The sequence below is a fragment of the Paenibacillus algicola genome, assembly GCF_005577435.1.
In the GTDB taxonomy this organism is placed as follows: domain Bacteria; phylum Bacillota; class Bacilli; order Paenibacillales; family Paenibacillaceae; genus Paenibacillus_AQ; species Paenibacillus_AQ algicola.
In genome coordinates this window covers 703,031-725,633 of the sequence record NZ_CP040396.1, presented here as the reverse complement: position 1 = coordinate 725,633, position 22,603 = coordinate 703,031, and the positions used below count along the sequence as shown (strand labels likewise).

General features: G+C 46.1%; 16 protein-coding genes. 4 read left to right on the top strand and 12 right to left on the bottom strand.

What is annotated here, in order from left to right; genetic code table 11:
* Positions 1-449: 449 nt before the first annotated feature.
* The 3 genes from E6C60_RS03295 to E6C60_RS03285 form a co-directional block, all read right to left on the bottom strand.
* A complete protein-coding gene (locus E6C60_RS03295; RefSeq protein WP_138224522.1) occupies positions 450-1,748 on the bottom strand; it encodes a DEAD/DEAH box helicase family protein in 1,299 nt (432 codons plus the stop codon).
* A 425-nt stretch (positions 1,749-2,173) separates the two neighbouring features.
* Entirely contained in the window at positions 2,174-5,209 is a 3,036-nt protein-coding gene (locus tag E6C60_RS03290) for a hypothetical protein (protein ID WP_175415167.1), read from the bottom strand.
* Positions 5,210-5,321: 112 nt separating this feature from the next.
* Positions 5,322-5,510 (bottom strand): hypothetical protein, encoded by a 189-nt coding sequence (locus tag E6C60_RS03285; protein ID WP_138224519.1) that lies wholly within the window; start codon positions 5,508-5,510, stop codon positions 5,322-5,324.
* A gap of 1,800 nt (positions 5,511-7,310) precedes the next feature.
* On the opposite strand from E6C60_RS03285, the gene E6C60_RS03280 reads away from it, so the two are divergent.
* From E6C60_RS03280 to E6C60_RS20800, 3 genes are all read left to right on the top strand, one after another.
* Positions 7,311-7,877 carry an NUMOD4 domain-containing protein gene (locus tag E6C60_RS03280; RefSeq protein WP_175415166.1) on the top strand — a complete coding sequence of 189 codons (567 nt, stop codon included), beginning with the start codon at positions 7,311-7,313 and terminating at the stop codon, positions 7,875-7,877.
* A 475-nt stretch (positions 7,878-8,352) separates the two neighbouring features.
* Positions 8,353-8,976, top strand: a complete 624-nt coding sequence (locus E6C60_RS03275; RefSeq protein WP_138224516.1) for a hypothetical protein — start codon at positions 8,353-8,355, stop codon at positions 8,974-8,976.
* Complete coding sequence (locus E6C60_RS20800; RefSeq protein ID WP_175415165.1) at positions 8,961-9,371, top strand: hypothetical protein; 411 nt, start codon at positions 8,961-8,963, stop codon at positions 9,369-9,371. Before E6C60_RS03275 ends, E6C60_RS20800 begins: the two co-directional genes overlap by 16 nt.
* Positions 9,372-9,820: 449 nt before the next feature.
* Here the strand turns inward: E6C60_RS20800 and E6C60_RS03265 are convergent, their stop codons facing one another.
* The 9 genes from E6C60_RS03265 to bcp form a co-directional block, all read right to left on the bottom strand.
* Positions 9,821-10,780: a tyrosine-type recombinase/integrase gene (locus E6C60_RS03265; RefSeq protein ID WP_138224514.1), complete on the bottom strand. Its 960-nt coding sequence runs from the start codon at positions 10,778-10,780 to the stop codon at positions 9,821-9,823.
* Positions 10,781-10,938: 158 nt separating this feature from the next.
* A complete protein-coding gene (guaA, locus tag E6C60_RS03260) occupies positions 10,939-12,477 on the bottom strand; it encodes a glutamine-hydrolyzing GMP synthase (RefSeq protein WP_138224513.1) in 1,539 nt (512 codons plus the stop codon).
* Positions 12,478-12,555: 78 nt separating this feature from the next.
* Complete coding sequence (locus E6C60_RS03255) at positions 12,556-14,895, bottom strand: transglutaminase-like domain-containing protein (protein WP_138224511.1); 2,340 nt, start codon at positions 14,893-14,895, stop codon at positions 12,556-12,558.
* The gene (locus tag E6C60_RS03250; protein ID WP_138224509.1) at positions 14,861-16,183 is read right to left on the bottom strand and encodes a DUF58 domain-containing protein; all 1,323 of its coding nucleotides are present in this window, start codon (positions 16,181-16,183) and stop codon (positions 14,861-14,863) included. The genes E6C60_RS03255 and E6C60_RS03250 overlap by 35 nt, the downstream gene beginning before the upstream one ends.
* Positions 16,180-17,184, bottom strand: a complete 1,005-nt coding sequence (locus E6C60_RS03245; protein WP_233281120.1) for an AAA family ATPase — start codon at positions 17,182-17,184, stop codon at positions 16,180-16,182. The genes E6C60_RS03250 and E6C60_RS03245 overlap by 4 nt, the downstream gene beginning before the upstream one ends.
* A 184-nt stretch (positions 17,185-17,368) precedes the next feature.
* Complete coding sequence (locus E6C60_RS03240; protein ID WP_138224507.1) at positions 17,369-18,544, bottom strand: NAD(P)/FAD-dependent oxidoreductase; 1,176 nt, start codon at positions 18,542-18,544, stop codon at positions 17,369-17,371.
* Between the two features lie 31 nt (positions 18,545-18,575).
* On the bottom strand, positions 18,576-19,043 hold the full coding sequence (locus E6C60_RS03235) for a helical membrane plugin domain-containing protein (protein ID WP_138224505.1): 468 nt from the start codon (positions 19,041-19,043) through the stop codon (positions 18,576-18,578).
* A 270-nt stretch (positions 19,044-19,313) separates the two neighbouring features.
* On the bottom strand, positions 19,314-20,663 hold the full coding sequence (locus E6C60_RS03230) for a polysaccharide deacetylase family protein (protein ID WP_233281119.1): 1,350 nt from the start codon (positions 20,661-20,663) through the stop codon (positions 19,314-19,316).
* 173 nt (positions 20,664-20,836) lie between these two features.
* On the bottom strand, positions 20,837-21,298 hold the full coding sequence (bcp, locus tag E6C60_RS03225) for a thioredoxin-dependent thiol peroxidase (protein WP_138227607.1): 462 nt from the start codon (positions 21,296-21,298) through the stop codon (positions 20,837-20,839).
* A 226-nt stretch (positions 21,299-21,524) separates the two neighbouring features.
* Here bcp and E6C60_RS03220 point away from each other — a divergent pair, with 226 nt between their 5' ends.
* Entirely contained in the window at positions 21,525-22,565 is a 1,041-nt protein-coding gene (locus E6C60_RS03220; RefSeq protein ID WP_138224504.1) for an LCP family protein, read from the top strand.
* The last annotated feature ends 38 nt before the right edge of the window (positions 22,566-22,603 follow it).

Below are 22,603 nucleotides of genomic sequence, written 5' to 3'. Positions count from 1 at the left end.
TAGTGCCATTAGTTATCCCCTTTAGATGAATGCCAAAGAAAGATTAAAAAAAAAAAAACAGAGAGACTAATCTCTGAATTTTAATGATATTTAATCGTAAAAGTGTGATGCCACCGGTAGCTCATTTTTGGCTCATCTCTTTCTTTCAAAAGTCATTCACCGCTATATTAACACAGAAATCTGAATATCTCTATGTTTATTTTATTAACTATGTTTTATATAGTAAAACTAAAGAAAGTACTCTTTATTTCTAACTAATAAGTGCCTGACGCGGCAAACGCTTCGCGTTTGTCCTTGTCAACGAGTCGTTTCGCTACCGCTTAACGACTCGTCTGGGTTTGTTCAGTATAGTGTATTTTTTCTATACTTCTTCTTTAAGGATATGAAAAAATAAGACTGTAATTTATTGATGTTTTCTGAAGCAATAATGCACTCTATTACATTATGAATCATAGATTCCAGTCACTTGGCGGTTGATCTGTCACAGCTTCCTCAGGCAGAGTTTCAAATTTATCAGAGCTCAAATACTGTTTAAACAGATCACGCATCCTCTTGCTTGGAATGTAAATAACTATTGGCTTACAGTCCCGAATGCTACTACGCCAAACCCATTGAATGAGTTCTGACAATGCCCAAGTATCTTCGTCAACTTGAACACCGTTCTGTTGGAAGAATCCCTTTTCAATTGGATTCATGAATCTATTGACCAGATATGCAAGATGGTATTTATCTTTGTGTACATTCGTGGCTCGTTCTGTCAGTGGAATAAATGAGTTCTTATATCCCTTTGGCGTGAGTTTTCTCTGAATCATCTCTTTGTTTCCTTTGACAGTAGTCCACAGTGCTGTGCTGTTGTTAGCCTTACAGTGATTCCTCAAAAAACTAAAGGTATTTGTTTTTAACTTTGTAACTAAGTCTTTATTTTTACTGTTCTCTAGCCAACTTTTGGATAATGCGTTCCGACTGTCGCCAATATCATTAAGCTTACCTTCATAAATTGTTATCAAACTACGCAATTGTTGTTTGTCGTGGACTTCTCTATTATCGTATGGCAAGAGTCTATATTCTTGATCGACCTTGGTGACAGACAAATATCTGTATTCAATGCCATGTAAGTCGTAATAATATCGCTGAAATTGACCTTTAAACAAGTACGTCATGATAAATACATGATTGAACATTTTGAAAATGTCACATGGTAGATTCCACATCAAAGCCGTTTTGTCAGCGCACAACATAAGGTTGTTGCCGATAGCATATCTCTTAAATATATCGAATTGTGATTCATGGTTTAGTCTGTCTTGCTTCCACTTAATATAGGTCAAACCCTTATCGTTAACTTCATATTCAATTAATCCAAGGTTTAGCATCGACTCCAAGTCGTCCTTCTTTAAAGGAATTTGTTCAATAACATTCATTACTTCGTCAAGAATTAAAGTGTAGTTGTTGCTTCGAATTAAATCTCTTGTTTCTGCATTTGCTGTCTTGAATAATGCGTGCGTTGTTGCAATATCTTTGCCTTGCCCTAACAAACGATGTAAATCGTTCAATTTAGTGTCTCCTTGAACTGACTCTGGTTCAAAAAACTTTCTTGAATGTACAGACTGTTGTACTCTAGTGATCTCATCAAGAAATGGTGTGACGTAAATAAATTTATGAGATTCGATACTCATGTCATTCATGTATTGGATTGCCCAAGAAGTTTTACCATACCCGCAAGGGGCATCAACGATGTTTACAGTTGTCATATTTTCATTTCTCCTTTTATAAATTTTCGAACCTGTGATCTATGCCACAAAAATAAACCTCCGATTTCTCGGAGGGTGGTTCACTTTAAATAGTTTCATAAGGAAGCTTTACTCCACTATTGCGATTAATATAGCTAGATCTATTAGAGGGTTTCAAAGTAAGCATCTCTAAAGTATTTAAAAGTATTTAAAAGTATTTAAAAGTATTTAAAAGTATTTAAAAGTAATTCAAAACAATACAAAATATTTTCAAAGTATTTAAAGGCATATTTAAAGGCATATTTAAAAGCTTTAAAAAGCATTTAAAAAGCATTTAAAGTATTTGAAACCTTCTAAAGCTTTAAATGGTGTTAAATTGAGACCTAATATTCCCTTAGAGCTGACCGCCTTGTTAGGCAATTAAATACAGACTTCATTATTATTTCTTAATCGAAATCTACTCTTGTCCCCACAATTTTAATACCAGTTGGAGCAATTTCAATATAATTACTAGCATCGACTTCAAGCCTGATTGTGTGACTATCGGTTACTAGCTTAATGCCAGCACCTACAGACTGTAGAATGGCTCCAAACTCACCTGCCCCTACTCTGTTGGTCAACCATAATCTTCTGTAATATCCAGTCGTGGCGTTGTAGTCCAGCTTAAAAGCTTCGTCATCTTTTCTGATAAAACCAATTTCATTTTTTAACTTATTACCAATGCCCATTTTCACAACTGCATAAGTGTCTCCACCTTTATTCTCCAAATGAAAGCTTAATTTTTCAAGATCGTATTCTGTTCCAGTACCAGTGTAGAATCTGAAAAAGTTGTCTTTGATGTGAATATAGTCTTGTGGGCTTACTCCATTTATCGTTCTAAGTTCATTCACAGCGAGCTTAGAGACGTAAGAACCATCAGGCAACTGTGTTGGGTCAACATCATCATTTGTAATGATTAATCGTTTCGCCCTCAGCGTACCATCGTTGTGCACCCAAAATCTTTCTTCACCATCTACATCAATAGCAATGCCTTCATTTGCATTCAATCTGATCTGTTCTTTGTTTTTGCCGTTGATCGTAATTCCATCTTCCCAATCAAAAATAATAGCATCCCCTAATTTACCATCAAGAATACGCAATCTTCTCGCACTCAACTCGTCTGCAAAAAGATTCCCATCCAGATCAACATAAAATCGTTTCTCCCAATTAGGACTACCAGCACTTCCGATATTCTTTTCGATCTTAATACCTTCTGTTGCATTTAGCGTGGTTCTATTCATCATGTTACCTCTAGTAACCATAATCCCATTCTCGGCGTCAATGACTGTATTATTGTAGTTTCTGCCCAACTGCAAAGAAGACTTCTCTAAGAAGTCGGCAAGTTTGACCCTAGCACTCTCGTATGCCTTATAGAAATTCTCCCATCTTAAATGAAACTCCACTCTAGTTGAACCGAGATCAGCGCCAATGTGAGTAGTTCTATTCATGTCTGCGAACACTGGATTCATATAACTAGTTAATTCATTATATGAAGACGTAAGTTCGTTGCCAGCGGATTGCAGATAATTCCTAGCATCATCCAATTCATAATATGAGGAATCCCTGTCATTATAAATAGTGGTTACGTAGTGGTTAATTTGCTCTTTTAGGGTCAAATACTGTTTTGCAATACTCTTATAGTTATTAGCTAAAGTGATCTTTTCCGTTGACACAATAACATCATCAATAATAATAGAGTCCAGCACAGAAAAATCAAAATTCAGCGCTCCAGCATCCAATAACACATTTCCATTTTTAGTTTCAATGCGTAGTCTCTTGGCTACTAGGTCTTCCGAAATGAGTGTCCCATCTTCATAAGTGGAACTCCCTATAGAAGCGTATACCTTATTTGTCCACCTATTATTTTCCCACTTTTGCAATGCCAATCCATTTGTAGCGTTAAGTACAGATCGGTATTTGCCATCGTTTCTAAGAGCAATAAATCCATACTCGCCAATGACAACATTATTGTAATATTGCCCCATATTTAAACCAGAGTAAAACTGAGCATCTTCAATCTTATTCCGAAGATTTTTCTCCTCATCGTAATAAGTTTTAAATTTCAAGATAAGCTCTGCACGATCTGCGATTTCACTGGTTTGTTCTGTTTTAGGTGAGTTTACATCAATGTTTAAAGGCGCTTGAGATATAATGTCAATATACTGAGACATGTAGTTCAGCAAGTCGAAGTAGGCGCTAGTTAATGGGTCTGTGGAATACAGGTCGATAGTGCTTGGAGACTTAGCAAAAAACTGAGCTTCCATATCAAACACATCATCACGCTGAGAACGTTTATATTCATCAGCTTGTTCAAGCATTCTATGATAACCTGCTTCAATCTTGTACAACTCAGTGATAATCTGCATCTTCTCTAGAGTGGTCAATTTGTTATCCATTACGATATCTTTAAAATCGCCAATATCTAAGTAATTGTTTTCAGCGTCAAGAATCGTTTTGCCGATATCATTAACAATCTTGATGTTCTCGGCAACCAGATCGTGAGCGTAAAGCGTTCCATCACTTGGGTCAGCCCACATAACTTTTTCCCATCCATCAGGATAGTTATTTAAATCAGGTGTTGCTCTATCAATAGCGAATCCAGAAGTGTCATCCACTCTAACCCTAGTGATATCATTAAATGACCACAAGCCGAATTTATCAGGATTCTCATCAACTAATCCAAGCTTCATGACAAGGGTTCCATTACGATCAAATATCTCTCCTTTAGAGCCTTGGAATTTCAAAACACCATCTTCATCTTCGAGGGCAAGATTCACACCCATAAAGACTTTTCCGTAAATGCGCTCTCCTACTATGCAATGTCTTTGATAATAATCAATTAGAACATCTATACTGATCTTTATTAAATTATCTGGCTCAATGATCTCATGGACTAGGCAACAGTTTACTCCACTTTTGTTTACTCTATATACAGAAAGTGTACCTCCAATGCCTTCAAATGCAATGCTGTCGAAAACTTTTTTATAAGTTTCTTTTAATGGTTGACCTTCCAGTAAATCAGAACTAGCTATTTCATATGACTCCTTAGTTTTTATCCCTGCTGTCAGAAGATTTAACCCATCAGCAGGAATGTTGCTATGAATCACTGGTACAAAGTCGTTATAAGCTGATAACTGATGAATAACAGTCTGATCCCCATTATGTTCACAAACTATAATTTCTATGTTTTGTCCAGCATAAGTTCGTATAATAAGCTGTCTTAGTTGATCAGTACCCCTAACTTTTAATTGCTGAAATTGCTCCATGACATAGTAACAATAGGTCAACGTACCCGAACAAAAAATAATCATATTGTCAACCTGATACAGTTTTACAGCATTTGTATCCTGTCTGTACAACACTCCATCTATTTCAACTGATGTTGCGGTATCTGAACCAATGTAAATTTCATTTCTTCCTTGAATAATCGTAGCATTACTCAATAAAACTCACTCCCCTCATATTCTGCAAAAACTGCAAAATAACAGCCTATGAGTTTTTATGCTCTTGGGCTGCTTATTGGCATTATTTCATTATTTATCGTCAATAAATATTTTATCTTTCCTCTTTTACAAAGTGTTTAAGTTTATTCAGAAGTTCCTTTGAAATCACATAGTCTACATTGTGAAGCCATCTTGACAAATGTTCCCTTGAGACCCCTACACGGTTAGCTATAAAAGTTGTTGGCGTTCCATATCGTTGCTGGATTTGAAACATCGCTTCTCTTAATTGATTGTCATTCATTAAATCATCTCTCCTTCATAAGTTTTTTTACCTGTGATTGAATACACAAAAATAAAACTCTCCGATTACTCAGAGTGGTTCACTTTTTATAGTGATCAAAGAAGGTATATTTCTACTATTTTGGCAGAATACTTAATGGTTTTTAAAGGTTTAAAAGGTTTAAAAGGTTTAAAAGGTTTAAACATCGTTAAAAGTTCTTTTATATTTTTACAAAGGTTTTAAACCCTATTAACGTGGTTGAAATTATCTTTGATCAAGGCAATATCACAAATGAGTAACAGCGCACAATATGAATTATTAAGAATAATAAGAAAAGGGTAGCCCTCAGCTACCCTTTCAATTTAGCTAAAACCCAAAAGGTACAAATTTTGCACCCCTTATAATTAGATTGTTATATTATATATAATTAGTTATTTAATAATATAATATATATATATATATAACTCTATTTATAAAGCGGGCAAAATTTGTACCTTTTGGGTTTTAGTAATTTTAGAAAGTATCGCATATCAATTTTAAGGCTCCTAGCGTTGCTTCTAAGGCGTTTTATATCGACACCATCTTACAAGTGCATTTATGTCTTGCGAGGTGCTATTACCCTGATACAGCTCGTCTGGTGACTCGCAACGCTAGGTGACAGCTTTGAGGTTTTATAGTAATAGGCATATCCGAAGCACTTATGATTAGAGCTTTTATAATCTGCTTTTGAGAAACCCTCAAATATTTCATTAGGCATTTGAACATTGACGCATTCTCTTGTGTCAAGCCAAGCAACTAGGCTTTGTTTGTTCATATGTAACTCCTCTCTTAAATACGATTATCGCAAAATATTCCACCTCAATTATGAGGTCAAAGCTAGTAAAAATTTGCTAGATATACGACAGAGCACTATCGTGGTTACGAACGAGGTCACAGAATATAAGCAACCCGTAAATCTAGGTCGGAAGTCTAAATGTATGTGTTCGGCGTTTACGAAATGATAAAAATTGATTTTCATCTGTAAACCACGCCCCACTCTTCTCAAGTCTTTTCCCATAATTCAAGTTATGGGAAAACTGAGACTCATTCTCTTATACGGTTTTCCATAGTACTAATAAAAAGTAGAGTGCTAAAATATGATTGCTTACTCAGTTCGCTTCTTTTAAAGGTTTAAAACTGTCTGAAAGCTTTAAAATATCTTTAAATTGTTTGAAAACTTTGAACTATTCATAAGCATTTAATGGAACGTGACTTACGTATTTGCTGATATCCCTCGTATCGGAAATATAATTAGCCTCTCTGCTGAGAGCATGTTATTCAATCTAATTTCAATTTATAGCACATGAGTTCTCGCCATGTATGCTGATGCGGTTAATTCAGGTCTGTTAGCACCCGTCACCCTCCAGCACCGCGGAGACATTTTTGTACACGGCAAACTTGCTGAAAACGGGACTCGCCAGCGTTTCCGCCCATTAACTCGGGACATTATAAAAGTCTGTGGACGCTCTTCCGTCTGCATCATGTCCATGGCTACGTCAGGGTGAATCATAGCCGCGTCCGGCTGCCGTACCCTCCGCCCCGACAATGTCCACTCCTCTTCCATCGCTTAGTTATACAAGAGCAACTTATAAACACACGTAACCATAAAAAGTCTTGTTGCCAATTCGAGTGAATAAACGTTGTTTTCGACACTTTTAGAGGTAAGAGAGAAAAAGCGGTGCACTCCCCTTTTTTAAGAACAATTAAAAATAAGCCTTTGCCATCTTGGCAAGGGTTATTTGTTGTTCTCCTCATCAATTCGAAACACTGGAGATGGTTATCATGACAATCAACGAAATGAATCAAAAAGAGGATTTACAAGGTGAAGTATGGCTTCCCGTAAAAGATTATGAGGGGATATACGAAGTATCAAATTTTGGACGAATTAAAAGTCTAAGCAATAGTCTTTCTCGTAAAGAAAAAATTTTAAAACAACAAATACGCAATGGATATTCTAGTATTGAACTGTCAAAGAAAGGGCATAAATCAAAGAAATTCTTTGTTCATAGGTTAGTTGCTATAGCGTTTATTCCCAATCCAGAAAAGAAAGAGCAATGTAATCATGACAATGGAAAAAAATTGGATAACAGACTTGAAAACTTAAATTGGATGACTCGAAAAGAGAATATTGCTCATGCTTATGAAACTGGGCTAGTAAAGAAGAAAGAGAAACCATTAATCGCAACTCGATTAGAAACGGGGGAACAACGTAAGTTTAAGTCGCAGACTGAAGCATCTAGAGAACTTGGTGTTTATCCGAAGAATATCTCCAATGTATTAAGTGGAAGAATCGCGCATGTGAATGGGTGGTCATTTGAACGTAGTTCGTTAAATCAGAAATCATCTTAACAACAGCAAGCAATCATGGTCAGCCCAATGTTTATATAGATATCTAATCCTAAGCCGAATATGCTTGAGATTTTGCTTGTCTTTAAGGGAAAATACGTTGTTGTAGGTGATCTTTGCGGAATTTTTAGACCATGCTAATATGAATTACCTTTAGTTTATCTTTATCTGTCCGACCAAAGTTCCAAAACTCAGAGTGAGCCAACAGCGTAGCGTTGGCGAGCTAAAAAGTTAGCAATTTTGAGCCTTTAGGCGAAAAATTACTAGCGCGCCGATAGGCTAGTCACGCAATGATCAGATTTGCATCTATTAGTGGTCATGTTAGTACAACTATCCCTAATCCATCAGTAATTATCAAAATAAAAGTAGCGGAAAAACTGTGCAGAATCGACCTATTAATAATCAAAATATAATACCTCGATCTTGCACAATTTTAAAGGTCATAAAATACTAATAAAATCAAAAGGAGTCGATCAAATTGAGTTATAGATTTACACTTATAGAATTGGTTAATAGGTACGGTAGCAATGTGCAGAAGCAAGCTTTAAAGAAAAACGGTACAGTACCTACTCGTTCATTTAACAGTATTATCAAGAGTGCGCGTGAAGAATGGGAAAACGTAGATGTTACTGGCAGAGGTACAAAGCGCATTATTACATGCGGTGGCAAGCGTATTATTAAAGCCAAACGTGAAGATAAGCGCTCAAACAATGGTCAGGGGCAACTTGCAGGAGAATTTGATCTATGTTCGCTCGTTATCGACTATCTGATCAAGAAAAACAATAAGATCAATCCTATGTCTGCTACCAAGTGGATTCTTGAACTCGATGTAGTTGACGCCAAACTTTCTAATGCAATGTACATTACTAGAGGTCACCATCTAGGTAACCTCCAAAAGCAATTTAGCGATGCAATCGAAGATTACGATAAAGACGATAAAGACTTTGAGATGTTAGAAGAATTTATCCAAACGTATCTCAGACATACTAAGTCTAGTCTAGTGTCAGTATTCAATAAACTAAGCAAAGTCAAAGACATCATCCATATTAAGGAAATTTTTTTTGGGGGGGGTGCGACACTGACGGTTTGCATCGGAAGTTAAATAAGTCTGAGATTAAGGAAATTGCCGATCTTCGAAGAAGAATGCTAATTATTCATAACTTAAAGGGAAGTGACTTATTTAAGGCTAACATGAAAGGAGTAAAAGAGTTCAAGAGAGCCTTTAACAGTAATCTCCTTGCACAATTAAGATTGCAATACTACTATGAAGCACATGATTGTGTACTACAAGATTCTGATGCAGAATTATATGCTACATTAGACAAGTTGCGTAATAAGGGCGAACTTGAATTTGCACTAGGTTTAACAGAAGCAAATGCAATCATCATGACTCAGATGTTCAAGGATAAGCATAGCAAGCGTTCATTGGAACTTGCAGAAAAAAGGCAGAAAAACATCTCCAACAGATCAGACACAGACAGAATCCCAATGACCTAATGCAATCTTTTATGGTAGCGGCATTGAGACCGTAAAGAATCAACGCCCTCCAATAATCGGATTTTTCAAAGTGAGTTTGTGTCATTTTATGTCTTCCTCCATCACCTAAAACATAACTAACTCATTTTATAACTCATGTCTATGTTCCTTTGTTCTTATGAAATTAATTAAGGCTTATGAGTGCTGGAAGTGCAACCACAAGCCTTTTGATTATGTTATTACTCTTTACCATATCATTTTCTTGATCGGTTAATCCTCCGCGCTAACATACCCTAGTATGAGACGGTCAACCATTGCCCCCTCTCTCAGACGGTCATTTTCGGCTCTAATGGCTTGCCTAGAGTCTGGTAAGGTATTTGTCTTGGAACCTCCTTCACAAGCCTACATTGGCACTATGCGGTCTATAACAGCATTGAATAGTAACCTCATCAAGACCAATATGTTTAGTTTTATTGTTTCAGACTCTGAATTGAGCCTTGTTTTATCTTTACTCCGTTGAGCGGGCTATGCAAACGACCAATCTGCAAAATATCCTCTTGCTCTAGTCCCCGTAGATACTTTGAAGTAATCTGAGTATCAAAATGCCCCATCAATCTACTCAAACTGTATATATCAATTCCATTTTTTAACTGTTTTTGTGCGAAATAATGCCGACAATCATGTGGAGAACATCGGACTTCATTTCTGACACCCGCATTGCTGCAATGTTCTTTCAATATCTTATTGATACGGGAGCGGGACAACCGAACAGCAGATTGATCTAGGAAATAGTAATCTTCAATTTCATCCTGTAATCTTCTCTTAAATCTTTCCTTTCTTAACGCTTCATACTTTCTCATATACTTCCTCATAATAGTGCTAATGTACACAAGACGTTGTTTGGAGCCTTTCCCATGAATCAAAATGTGTCGCCTGGCTATATCATCATTTTTGATATTACATAGCTCAGAAACCCTAATACCTGTGTCAAAAAGCATGATAAGAATAAGCTTGTCACGAACATTGGAATATGTCTCTTCTTTGAGGTCATTGATTATCCTCGACACCTCATCATCATTGAACGTAACAATTACGGTCTTTTCTTCTTTAAGATTCTTAATCCTGCGCATTGGATTACTTTGCTCATCAATAAACTCTTCATTTACCAAGTATTGAAAAAACACCTTCAAAGTCGCAATATTGTTATTAATCGTTCTGTTAACTTCTCTCCCTGCACGTTGACGATCCTGTATGAATCTCTTGATATGAAGCTGGTTTACTTCCTCGGCTTCTGTAACACCTAACTGATTAACGGTAAACTTCTCCCACCTAAACAACCTAAACATACAAAGATCAACGTACTTCTTTTCTCTACCCAAAATTTCTTGGTTTAGCTTGAAATCCTCGATCAACTCGTGAATTTTTGTCATAAAAAATACTCCCTTCTATTTGCTAAATAACGCAGATAAAAGAGAGTAATTTTTGCACTCTATTGTTGCAGGTACAGACGCATTATCAATATTGTTAACGTCATAAACCCTTATGTACCAAGGGTTTATGGGTGTTCAACAGCATTAAAACATCCTACCTATTCCCACTCAATCGTTGCCGGCGGCTTGCTCGTCACATCGTATACGATGCGGTTGACGTTGTCGACCTCGTTGACGATGCGCACGGAGATTTTCTCCAGCACATCCCACGGAATACGCGCCCAGTCTGCGGTCATGCCGTCGATGGACGTAACAGCGCGAATGCCGACGGTGTAGGAGTACGTACGGGCATCTCCCATAACTCCAACGGATTTCATGTTCGGCAGCGCGGTGAAATACTGCCAGATTTCGCGGTCAAGACCGGCCTTGGCAATCTCTTCACGCAAAATGTAATCCGAGTCGCGGACGATGGTCAGCTTCTCTTCGGTAACCTCACCCAGCACGCGAATTGCAAGGCCCGGTCCCGGGAACGGCTGGCGCCATACAATTTCCTCCGGCAGCCCAAGCTCTTCGCCAACCTTGCGAACCTCGTCTTTGAACAAGGTCTTCAGCGGCTCAATCAGCTTGAACTTCATGTCCTCCGGCAGACCGCCGACATTGTGGTGGGATTTGATCGTTTGAGCCGTATCCGTACCACTTTCCACAATATCTGTATACAGCGTGCCTTGAGCCAGGAAGGCAAAATCATCGAATTTTGCGGACTCCTCATCAAACACGTAAATGAACTCATTGCCGATCAGCTTACGCTTTTGCTCCGGATCATCGACACCCGCAAGCTTGGACATAAAACGATCACGCGCATCAATCTTGACCACCTTCATGTCGAACTTGCCGACGAAGGTTTCCATGACGCTTTCCGCTTCGCCTTTGCGCAGCAGGCCATGGTCAATAAACATACAGGTCAGCTGGTTGCCAATCGCCTTGTGAATGAGCATAGCTACGACGGAAGAATCAACGCCGCCGCTCAGTGCGCAGAGAACCTTCTGCTGTCCGACCGTCTCGCGGATTTCGCGGATCTGATCCTCAATGAACGTCTCCATGCTCCAATTGCCTTCACAGCCGCAGACCTCGTACAGGAAGTTCTTGATCATCTCATTGCCCTGCAGGGAATGACGAACCTCCGGATGGAACTGCACCGCGTACAGCTGCTTGTCCACATTGCTCATCGCTGCGATCGGGGCAGATTCCGTGCCCGCGTCCAGCTTGAAGCCGGTTGGCAGGGACACAACATGATCCCCGTGGCTCATCCAGACCGTCTGGTTATTCTCCAGACCTTTGACCAGCACCGAGTTCTCATTGAACATCAGCTCAGCCTTGCCATACTCCCGCTTGGAGGCACGTTCTACCTTACCGTCTAGCTGATGGGCCATCAGCTGCATGCCATAGCAAATTCCAAAAATCGGAACCTTCAAATCATAGATAGCCGGATCCACATGCGGTGCATTTTCTGCATACACACTAGAGGGTCCTCCGGAAAAAACGATGCCGCGCGGCGACAACGCTTGAATCTTCTCGACTGGAGTATTGTAAGGCAGCAGCTCGCTGTATACTCCCAAATCACGAATCCGTCGTGCAATAAGCTGGTTATACTGTCCACCGAAGTCCAAGACAACGATGATTTCATTAGGCTTGTTCATTAACGGGCCTCCCTCAATTATTGAGATTAATTATACGCAACCCCAATTCATACCGTCAAGGAAAGGGAGGGGATGTTTTTATGACAGCTTTTTGGCGAGAGAACGGCATTGCCGTAAAAAGCTTACCTTCTCGCTTCGACTCAGCCTCTCCGCACCGTACGCAGTACGTTCCCACAGAGCAGCAAAGGAGGCCAGCTCGGCACAAAGCTGTGCTTCGCGGAGGGGAAGAGCCTGCATGTACTTTTTGACGGTAACCGCATTCCCCATTGCCCCATAACGTCTCGCAAGTCGTCTCCACACTTGATCTGCCGCACACAATAGCTGCTCTCTCTCCAGCACAGCCGCATCCTGCGCGGCTCCTTTACGAAGCCTGTTCCCGAGAAGACGCACCCGCCACATCCGGACCGCAGCCACGGTAAGAATAGGCAACAGAAGCAGAGCACACAGTGTGATCAGCAAGAACTGCGATGAAGCAGCTCCGTTCTTCAGACTTCTCCACGACTCACCCAGCATTTGCATAAAAGCGCCGAGCTGCTGCGTCAAGCCCTGCTTAGAGGGAATTGCCTGGGAGCTCATAGCGGGCCCATCTGCATGATAGCCCGGAGTAGGATCAAAGGTCGTCCAGCCCTGCTCCGGCACATATACCTCCACCCAGGCATGAGCCTCCTGCTGTGTTACTCGGTACGTATCGGACAGCTGGTCATCCCGCTCGCCGGGCGCGAAGCCGGTCACATATCTTGCCGGGATGCCTTGGGTCCGCAGCAGCACGGTCATCGCGGTAGCAAAATGAGTGCAGTACCCCTGCTTCTGCTGAAACAGAAAATCATCGACGAAATCCTCACCCCCTGCGGGAATGGTGGTGTTCAAGGTGTAAGGAAAGTTATTTTTCAGATAGGTCTGTACATTCAGCGCCTGGCTGTAGACATCATCTGTCTCCTTTGTCAGCTGGAAGCCCAGCTTTCCAATGCGTCCGGGAAGATCGGAAGGCAGCTGGAGGTAAGGAGATAACGCACTTTGGAGCCCCTCCTCTTGTAATACCTGCAGGGAACCTTGGGACAGGAGTCCTTTGGGAGAAGTCTTCTTCTCCGTGAAGGCCTGCTTGCCGTCAGGCGGCTCCAGAGAGACCGGCTCCGATGTTACGGTGTACGATTTCAGGCCATCTATGCCCCCCTCCAGATACATAGCACCGGAGATCAGGCCGGATGCAAGCGTTGGAGACAGCGCTTCTCCGTGATGGTCTGCAAAGCCTTCGACTCCGCTCACGACACCGCCAGAAAATATCGGCATCCCATCATACGCGGAGCTGTGCAGGGTAAAGGTCTGCCTATGAGCCGCTCCGGAGGCCGGCTGCCGGGTGGCGGCGCCGCTCCCGGTTTCTAAAGAAACCGACACGCGGTCTTCGGCAATCCAGCGCCTGCCGGAATAATAGGCCATTGCTTCTCCCCGCCAGTACGAAGGATGCCCTGACTGCACGGTAAACACCAGCTCGGTGTCGATCTCAAGCGGTCCGCCAAGATCTCCGCTCAGCGCATCATAGCCGGTGCGACTGCTCCCTCGGCTTATCACAGAGCTGCCGGCCGTGCCTGCAGACCAGTCCGACACCCGTTCGACCATGGATTCCAGCGTCCAGCCGTTCCCGGAAGCTGGCTCCACCGCCTGGCCTGCGGCATACAGCATTCCCGGCACCCCTGCTGCAGCGAGGGTAATCCATAGCAGCCGGCTCCGCCGGCTGCTATGGAATGCCTTGTTATGCAATACAGGCACTCCCTCTTCTCCGGAACCCGCTTCTTCCAGCTGTAATGAAATAAAGAAGGAGATCCCTTGCGCCAGCAGCATCCAAAATGCACAGCGGATAAACCCGCCATAGACAGGCAGCTCCAGCGCGCCCTCCAGCACAGCAAGATACAGGACTGTAGCTCCGCCAAACAGCCATAAGCTGCCGCGATGCAGAAACAGCAGCTGCACCGCCGATACCAGCGTTGCCCAGCCCAGCAGAAGAATCAAGGCGCGGCTTTCTGTGCTGAGCCGGCTGAAATGCTGCGGCTGCGACAGCAGGGCGGCATCACTCGGGAGAATATTCTGAAAATACTCTCCCACCCCATACAGCAGAGATGGCGTATCCAGCAGATAGCCCCAGCACCCCAGCAGCAGCACCGCATTCAGCGGAAGCCACAGCCATTCCTTCAAGCCGCTCAGTCCCTGAAGCAGTAATATACCGGTCAGGCAGAATAAAAGGTCCAGCATTTCTCCTCCGTTACTCCCGCCCAGCCCTTGAAGCGGCAGCAGCCACTCGATCAGCAGCCCGGCGGCAGGAAGAGTCATCATGCATCTCAAGACAAACGGAGAAGCGTTAGAGCTGCGAAGCTGCTGACGCGCGGCTTGTTCAGGCTTCTGCATCGGAGCGGATATTAGGCTCATGGTACTCCTCCTGATCAGGCAGGCTGTCCGTCAGCCCTGCCGGGTAAAAAAATCCGTCACGGAGGTCAAACAGCCGACCCCCGGACTCCATCCATTGCCGTTCCAGCCCGGTCAGCTCTCTGCCGCCGGTCTGCTGCTTAGCGAGAATAAGATGCACGGTAACCTGCTTTCCAGCCCGCCGCAGCCTGAATATTGCTTCTGCCAGCCCGGGATGCAGGACACCGGTGACGACGTGCACGTCCAGCGAACGGGATGCGCTGAATTCATCCAGCTGCAGGTCGGCTTTTGCCAGGGAAGCCTGCAGCTGTACATTTGCGAGCGGCAGAAGCCAGCCGCCTTCCCCGCTCTGCTCTTCTCGGCGCAGATGTACGATGGAAGCCGTGTGGCCCGGCAGCTGTAAATATGCTTCGCCTTGAGTCAGCGCCGCCCGGTACAGCAAGCCGGCCGCTGCGGAAACAGCGAGCTCAAAGAGCTCATCGCCAGGACAGCTGCCGGAGACGGGATAACCGGAAGCCTCCGTATCGAGCAGGATCAGCCGCTCTGTCAGCGGTCCTTGCTCCGGAACACGGCTATGCAGCCTTCCCGCTCTGGCACTATTCTTCCAGTGAACCCACTTCAGCGGATCACCCGGTACATACTCCCGGAGGTCCAGCCCCGGCCAGCCCTGGCTATGGAAAGGAGAAGGAACGTCCTGCTCATCCATTGCCAGGATTCGCTCATCATAGCCCTTCAGATTCATCGGCTTGGGCAGCACAATCACCTGAATCTCCCTCATTCCCTTCACCTCCCTGTGATAACGGAACCAGCCGAACATATCGCCCCACTTCACCGTACAGGTTCCCCCTTCCCAGCTCCCTCGCTCCTTCAGCGGAATCCGGCAGTTGAACTCAGCAGACCGCCGAAATCCGGGGAACCAGAGCTTGCGGACGACCGCTCCCCCGATCTGCACCTGAAGCATCATCCACGGTACTGGCATCAGCGTGGCGAATTTCAGCGAAACCGTGAGCTCTGTCTCTTCACCTGCATAAATGCAGACAGGTGAAAGCCTGCGGTCTATCTTGATCGCCCTTGGTCCGGTCAGGCCAAGCAGAGCGCCGCTCAGCAGTATGGCCGTGCACAGCAGCCACAGAAATCGCAGCGACGCCCCGCCGAGCCAGGTGTAAAGGACCCCTGCGATGCCCCAGAGACATATAGCTCTCAGCCAGGCCCAGGCCATGCTGCTCCCCGTGGCCAAGGACGCCTTGTCTTCTGTTGCAGGGCGGGAAGCCGGCGGATGCGCGCGCTTCATCCACGTCCGCCTTTCGCCGCTCGCTGCCGTGGCAGCTCAAATCGGCTCAGCAGCTGCTTGACGGTATCTGCTGCGCTCCATCCGGACGCCAGGACTCCGGAAGCCGGCTGCAGGCGATGAGCCAGTACGGGCACAGCGACCCGGAGACAATCGTCCGGAATGACGTACATCCGGCCATCCATAAAGGCAGAGCCCTGGGATGCTCTCATCCAGGCCAGGACTGCCCGCGGACTGATGCCAAGCCGGATGCCCTTATCTGTGCGGGAGGACGCTGCGATCTGCACCAGGTATTTTTGAATGCTGTCGTCGACATACACCCGGGAAGCCGCCCGCTGCATAGTCAACAGCTCTGAAGGGGCCAGGAGAGGTCCCGGCAGCCGCTGCGCGCCTTCGCCGTGTGCCCGCTGAAGCAGCAGCAGCTCATCCTCCATATGGGGATAACCGAGCCCCAATTTCATCATAAAGCGATCCAGCTGAGCCTCCGGCAGCCGGTTAGTGCCCTCGAACTGCATCGGATTTTGCGTGGCCAGCAAGAAAAAGGGGGATTGCAGCGGGTAGGTTTCGCCGTCCACACTGACAGACCCCTCCTCCATCAGCTCCAGCAGCGCAGACTGGGCCCGGGAAGAGGCCCGGTTAATCTCGTCCGCCAGGATCAAATGGGCTGAAAGCACGGGGCCCCGCTTGAATTGGAATTCTCCGCGCTGCGGATGATACATCATCGTTCCCGTAATGTCGCCAGGCATGAGATCACTCGTAAATTGAATTCTGCCAAAATCACACCCCAGCACGGACGCCAGGGTCCGAACCAGCTTGGTCTTACCTACGCCCGGCACATCCTCCAGCAGCACATGCCCGCCGGCCAGCATAGCAATCAGGATTAGAGAAATTTCTTCGTCATGACCCAGGATGACAGAGCTTGTCTTTTTGACGACCCTAACAAGCAGCTCCGGTCCCCAGTACGGGTGTGCCTGCTCTTGGGACTGCCACGATGAATGGAACAATGGCCTCCACCTCTTCTTCTCGTTCATTTCTCCCTTTGAACTGAACATGTGCGGGAGTCTATGAATAGGTTTTCCAAGATTGCAAAAAGATAGACCACGTTTGGCGGGAGATTTTGGCGCACAACCTAAAGAGCCCCCGAAATCAAAGGATTTCGAGGGCTCGGGTTCTTTACGTATAGGGTACCTAGTAGGCTAGTGTGAACAGACCTTTGATGTGGGACAGGTAACGCATGTTACTTGCTTCCTTCATCAGCGTTGCCGGCAGACCTTTAAGCTGGGTCTTGTTGGCGCCGATCGTACCGATCGCGTCCTTGCGTCCCAGGCTGCCCAGCGTACCGGAGAATACCGGCAAGAAGGCTTCCATAGCTCCGCCATTGGCATAAGCAAACAGGTTGTAGCCTACAAGCTCGCCCATCTGCCAAGCCAGCTGTGCTGTTGGCGGATACGGACGGCCTTCCGGCCCCATTACCACAGCGCTGTCGCCGGCCAGGAATACATCCGGGTGGGAGGTAGACTGCATGAACTCATTGACTGTAGCACGGCCGCGGTTCACTTCGATCCCGCAGTTCGCCACCACGGAGTTACCTTGTACGCCGCCTGTCCATACCAGTGTACTTGTTTGAAGCGTGCTTCCATCCTTCAGCTCTACTTCGGTGCCGTCCATCTTCGTGATCGGCAGGCCGGTAAGGAAGTTTACACCGCGCTTTTGCAGACTTGTCGTCGCACGGTCCACCAGCTCTGGCGGGAAGCCTGGCAGAATGGAAGGTGCTGCTTCTACGCAGTACAGCTTGATTTCGTCCGGAGAAATGCCGTACTTATGGGCAAGCTCCGGACGCATGTCAGCATACTCGCCAACAAGCTCAACGCCGGTCAAGCCGCCGCCGCCTACTACGATTGTAGCGTCTGCCGGATTCTTCGTTCTGCTGTATTCCGCAATGCGATCCTCTACATGCTTATGCAGACGGTTTGCATCGTTCACGGATTTCAGCACAAAGCTGTTCTCCTGCAGTCCAGGAATGCCGAAAAATGCGGTTTCGCTGCCCAGTGCAACAACCAGCATGTCATACGTCAAAGACGCGCCGTTTTCCAGAGCTACCGAGCGGCTGTCCGGCTTGATTTCCTTAACGGTACCGATCTTCAGGTCTACGTTCGCATCGCGAAGCAGCCTGTCCAAAGGCAGGGCAACCGCCTTTTCAGCAATATTGCCAGCCGCCAAACGATGCAGCTCGGTAATAATCTGGTGCGTTGTAAAACGGTTAACTACCGTGATTCTTGCGTTCATTCCGAAATGCTCACGGGCCGAGAGAGCGCTCAGCAGACCGCCGTAGCCTCCGCCCAGGATCAGAATATGTTTAGACATGACCATCCTCCGTTCTTATCCAGTTTCTTAATTAACGTTTCGTTTGTCCTTCGCGCTCATTGAGCACATCCAAGTAAGCCTGTGCAAAGCGCAGGCCCTTCTGTACCTGAGGGTCCTTCAGCATTTTCATCAAGCCAAATACGCTGATGCTGTTGCTGTCGCCTTGAAGGCGCACGCGGTCTCCGGCCTCAATGGCCGCAGAAGCGGTGCTCTTCATCGCATCGGTTACCGGCTTGGTGAAGCCGCTGAGTGAAGCCATGGTGTCCTCGGCGAGAACCGGGTCGGTAGCTACCGATTTTCCGAAGTCATATGCCTTGGTCATGAACGTCAGCATTTCAGCCAGCTTGGGAAGCTGCTCTACCAGTACCGTCAGGGATTCCTGAATTTCAGGCTTCAGCAATTGATCAAACACATCCGGAAGTCCCGCTTGCGGTGCTCCCAGATTTTCGGCAACCTTCTCCGAGCCTTCGGACGATTGCGGACGGGATGTTTCTGTCATGTTAATTGCCTCCTTTGCTTTAAATGAGGTCCCAAGAAGAAATGGCGGCGATTGAACCGGTTCGTCATTGTGTTACTTTCGGGATAACCGGCCGCTATTATGCATCACTGCTTAAAAGTGAGGGTTTGTGGAAATCTATATCGCCAAAACAAAGCAGGGGGATCGCCTCCCCCTCCCTTTTAAACCGTTTCGTTGGGATTGTGATTATTATCTCAACCTCTAGTCTATAACTTGTGCCTCATAATTACAAACAAAAAATGCACGTTTTTTCTACAAAGTTTCAATTTGATAAGCATGCTCTTTCATCACCACATGATTCAGCGGATGACCCGAGAAGTGCAGAATATCGCGGAGCGGAATCCACACGGCATTCCCCCAAATCATCACCTCGGAAGGCTGCTTCATCGAGGTATGCGGAGACCAGAGCATACCAAGGCCCGGATCGGCACTCCATGACGCTCCGCTAAGCGATACCCTGGCGGTTCTCGATGGCGCGTCCCAGCTCACCCGTCCGCCAAGGCGCTCCACCGCAGAGCGCAGCGGCACCATCAGCCGGCCGTTCTCTATCCGGTATTCACCCGGCTGAAACTCAGCCGCCAGACCGGCCATGTCGAGCGTCAGCACCTTGCCCTGATCAAACAGCTGTCCGTTAGGAACGATATGCTCGGCAACCCACCTAGAGCCTGGCTGCGACTCTTTAGGCTTGACTTTGCTCTGTACCTTGAACTGTACCGGTGCGGTCTCAGGCGTCAGCACGGCAAAGCGGTACCCTGCCTCCTTATAATGCTCGATAATGCGGGGCAGCGCCTTAACGGTTTCCTCGTGCCCTGCGCCATCGTGCAGCAGCAGATTGATCTCATCTCCTGCCGTCTGCATCGTGGATTGGCGAACAATCTCGTCGGCAGGCACACCGATCCGCTTGGAATCACCGCTGTCTGCATTCCAGTCGAACACACGGTAGCCTGCCTGCTTCAGCAGCTTGAAATAGGTTTCGTCAAATTTTCCTGCTGTGCCTCCTGGCGCCCGGAGCAGCTGGGGCCGTTCGCCTGTGATGCTGCGAATAATTTCCTCAGTCTGCTTGATTTGATCCCAAAACAGCGTGAATTTTCGGTATAACTGGCTGTAATCATGATCATAGGTATGATTGCCGATGGCGTGACCTTCCTCCGCAATGCGGCTGACCAGCTCCGGACGCTGCTCGGCCTGCTTGCCGAGGATGAAAAAGGTCGCCGGAACGTTGTTCTCTTTCAGGATGTCCAGGACCTCTCCGGTCAATCCGGAAGGTCCGTCATCAAAGGTCAGATACACGGTTTTGGCTGGAGTCTCGGGGACTTGAGGGACCGCGGGAGCTTGAGGCGCGCTGCTTGAAGACAGCAGGCTATGGAGGAGCTTCACCGCCTCGGCCTGCATGGAGACCGCCGTATTGGCCGCTTCAGAGTCTGCAGCCTTTTTCATTGTGAAGGGCATTACTGGCTTGGCATCTTCTATAGAATGAAACGTAGGATGATCCGGCTTGGCGGGGTTAACGGGTGGAGACAGATATGGCTCATCCGGCTTCAGCATCAGAAGCCACATGATTCCGCACACCGCGCATACTAGGAACAGCATTGCTTTTTTCATATGAATCTACCTCCATCATAATCTATGAGATTGACCGTTCACTTCGGATTTTCTGATAGATTATATGGGGGCTGCTGTTGAAAAAGACTACGCGGGTGCAATTAAAATTAAAGATTTCGTGATGAAGCATGTTCTATGAAAAAAACCGCTGCCCCAAGGCAGCGGCTGATGCGTTATGATCTGACGGCGCTTAGCACTTCCTCTACATGGCCCGCCACCTTCACCTTATTCCAGGCCTTCGCAAGACGCCCCTCCTCATCCACAAGAAACGTGGAGCGGACAATGCCTTCATACTCACGGCCGTACATTTTCTTAAGCTGCCACACTCCGAACAACTCACTCACACGGTGCTCCTCATCCGAGAGCAGCAGAAACGGCAAGCCGTATTTCTCAATAAATTTACTGTGAGACTTTAACGGATCAGGGCTGATGCCAAGCACGACTGCTCCCTCCGCCTGAAGCTCCTCATGCGCATCCCGGAAGCCGCAGGCTTCGTCTGTGCAGCCGGGCGTCATATTTTTGGGATAAAAATAAATCACGACCTTCTTCCCCTTGTAATCACGCAGGGACACCTGCTCACCGTTTGAGGCCGGCAGGGTAAAATCAGGAACCGTCTGTCCAATCTCCAGGCTCATCTCACTCATGATCTATTCACTCCTCCTATACTTGTCCATGCTTCAGCTACTTCTTATCTTATGAAATGGATGAAGGCCGTGCAACTTTTCGATATAGCTTCTGCAAAGCTAAAATTGCTTGTCTTTTCGAAAATATCTATAATAGAATGAATACTTGTACAGAGCCAGCAACCATTATATTTATAAATGCACTTGTGCAGTCCCCGAAAGGAAGAGCCTGATGAGCATGAGCCGAAGAACCCGAAAAGCAGCAAAAAGAAAAAAAATCAAGAAAACAATGATTTGGACGGTCAGCCTGCTATTGGCGGGTATTTTAGGATACGGCACTTATTATGGAACATCGTTTTACCAAGGATTGGACAGCCTGCAGAAGAACGGCGAGGCTTCTCCCTTCCGCAATGTGGAGCAGGTGGACGCCAAGGCGCCGGAGCCTCCGAAATGGGAAGGCACAGAGCCTGTTAATATTTTGCTGATGGGCGTCGATGCCCGGGGCTTTGCGGAGGACGAAATTCCACGCTCGGACACCATGCTGGTCGCCTCGATTGACCCTGTGGATGAGACGATTCATTTATTCTCTGTCATGCGGGATACGTACACTGACATTCCGGGACACGGAAAGAGCCGGATCAATACCGCGGTCACTCATGGCCCCAATACCGCTATGAAGGCGGTTGGCGATCTGCTCGGCATCCCGGTCCAGTATTATGTGTACACGGATTTTCAGGGCTTTATCAAGCTGGTGGATGCCGTGGGCGGCGTTGATTTCTATGTAGAGAAGGATATGAAGTACGGCAGCAAAGCAGACAATCATGAATATGATATCGACCTGAAGGAAGGCATGCAGCATTTGGACGGTGACAAGGCACTGCAATACGCGCGTTTCCGTTATGATCAGATGGGAGATTATACCCGGACCGAACGGCAGCGTGAGCTGCTGAAGGCTGTAGCGAAGAAGCTCCAGACTACAACCTCGATTATGAAGCTTCCAGACATTTTGGAATCCATCAGCCCTTATATCGACACGAACCTCGACGTCAGTGATATGTGGAAGCTGGCCAATGTCGGCTATCAGAGCGAGATGAAGGGCAGTGAGCAGATTCCACCGATGAAGCTGGTCGTGGAGACCACTGTGGGCGGAGCCTCGGTGCTCACGGTCGGGAATCCAGAAAGCCTGAAGGATTATGTACAGGACGTTCTGAATCCCCCTGCCCCGGAAGTAGAAGAAAGCACCGGCACTAACAGCAGCACCTCTACACCCAACAACTAAAGCCCATCATACGGACAGGCCGCCATCAGTGCAGCCTG

What these genes read in the sequence shown, in the direction of transcription:
- E6C60_RS03295 (WP_138224522.1), bottom strand. Translation starts at nt 1,748, where the DNA reads ATGACAACTGTAAACATCGTTGATGCCCCTTGCGGGTATGGTAAAACT.
- E6C60_RS03265 (WP_138224514.1), bottom strand. Translation starts at nt 10,780, where the DNA reads ATGACAAAAATTCACGAGTTGATCGAGGATTTCAAGCTAAACCAAGAA.
- bcp (WP_138227607.1), bottom strand. Translation starts at nt 21,298, where the DNA reads ATGAGCCTGGAGATTGGACAGACGGTTCCTGATTTTACCCTGCCGGCC.
- E6C60_RS03250 (WP_138224509.1), bottom strand. Translation starts at nt 16,183, where the DNA reads ATGAAGCGCGCGCATCCGCCGGCTTCCCGCCCTGCAACAGAAGACAAG.
- E6C60_RS03285 (WP_138224519.1), bottom strand. Translation starts at nt 5,510, where the DNA reads ATGAATGACAATCAATTAAGAGAAGCGATGTTTCAAATCCAGCAACGA.
- guaA (WP_138224513.1), bottom strand. Translation starts at nt 12,477, where the DNA reads ATGAACAAGCCTAATGAAATCATCGTTGTCTTGGACTTCGGTGGACAG.
- E6C60_RS03280 (WP_175415166.1), top strand. Translation starts at nt 7,311, where the DNA reads ATGACAATCAACGAAATGAATCAAAAAGAGGATTTACAAGGTGAAGTA.
- E6C60_RS03240 (WP_138224507.1), bottom strand. Translation starts at nt 18,544, where the DNA reads ATGTCTAAACATATTCTGATCCTGGGCGGAGGCTACGGCGGTCTGCTG.
- E6C60_RS03255 (WP_138224511.1), bottom strand. Translation starts at nt 14,895, where the DNA reads ATGAGCCTAATATCCGCTCCGATGCAGAAGCCTGAACAAGCCGCGCGT.
- E6C60_RS03230 (WP_233281119.1), bottom strand. Translation starts at nt 20,663, where the DNA reads ATGAAAAAAGCAATGCTGTTCCTAGTATGCGCGGTGTGCGGAATCATG.
- E6C60_RS03220 (WP_138224504.1), top strand. Translation starts at nt 21,525, where the DNA reads ATGAGCCGAAGAACCCGAAAAGCAGCAAAAAGAAAAAAAATCAAGAAA.
- E6C60_RS03235 (WP_138224505.1), bottom strand. Translation starts at nt 19,043, where the DNA reads ATGACAGAAACATCCCGTCCGCAATCGTCCGAAGGCTCGGAGAAGGTT.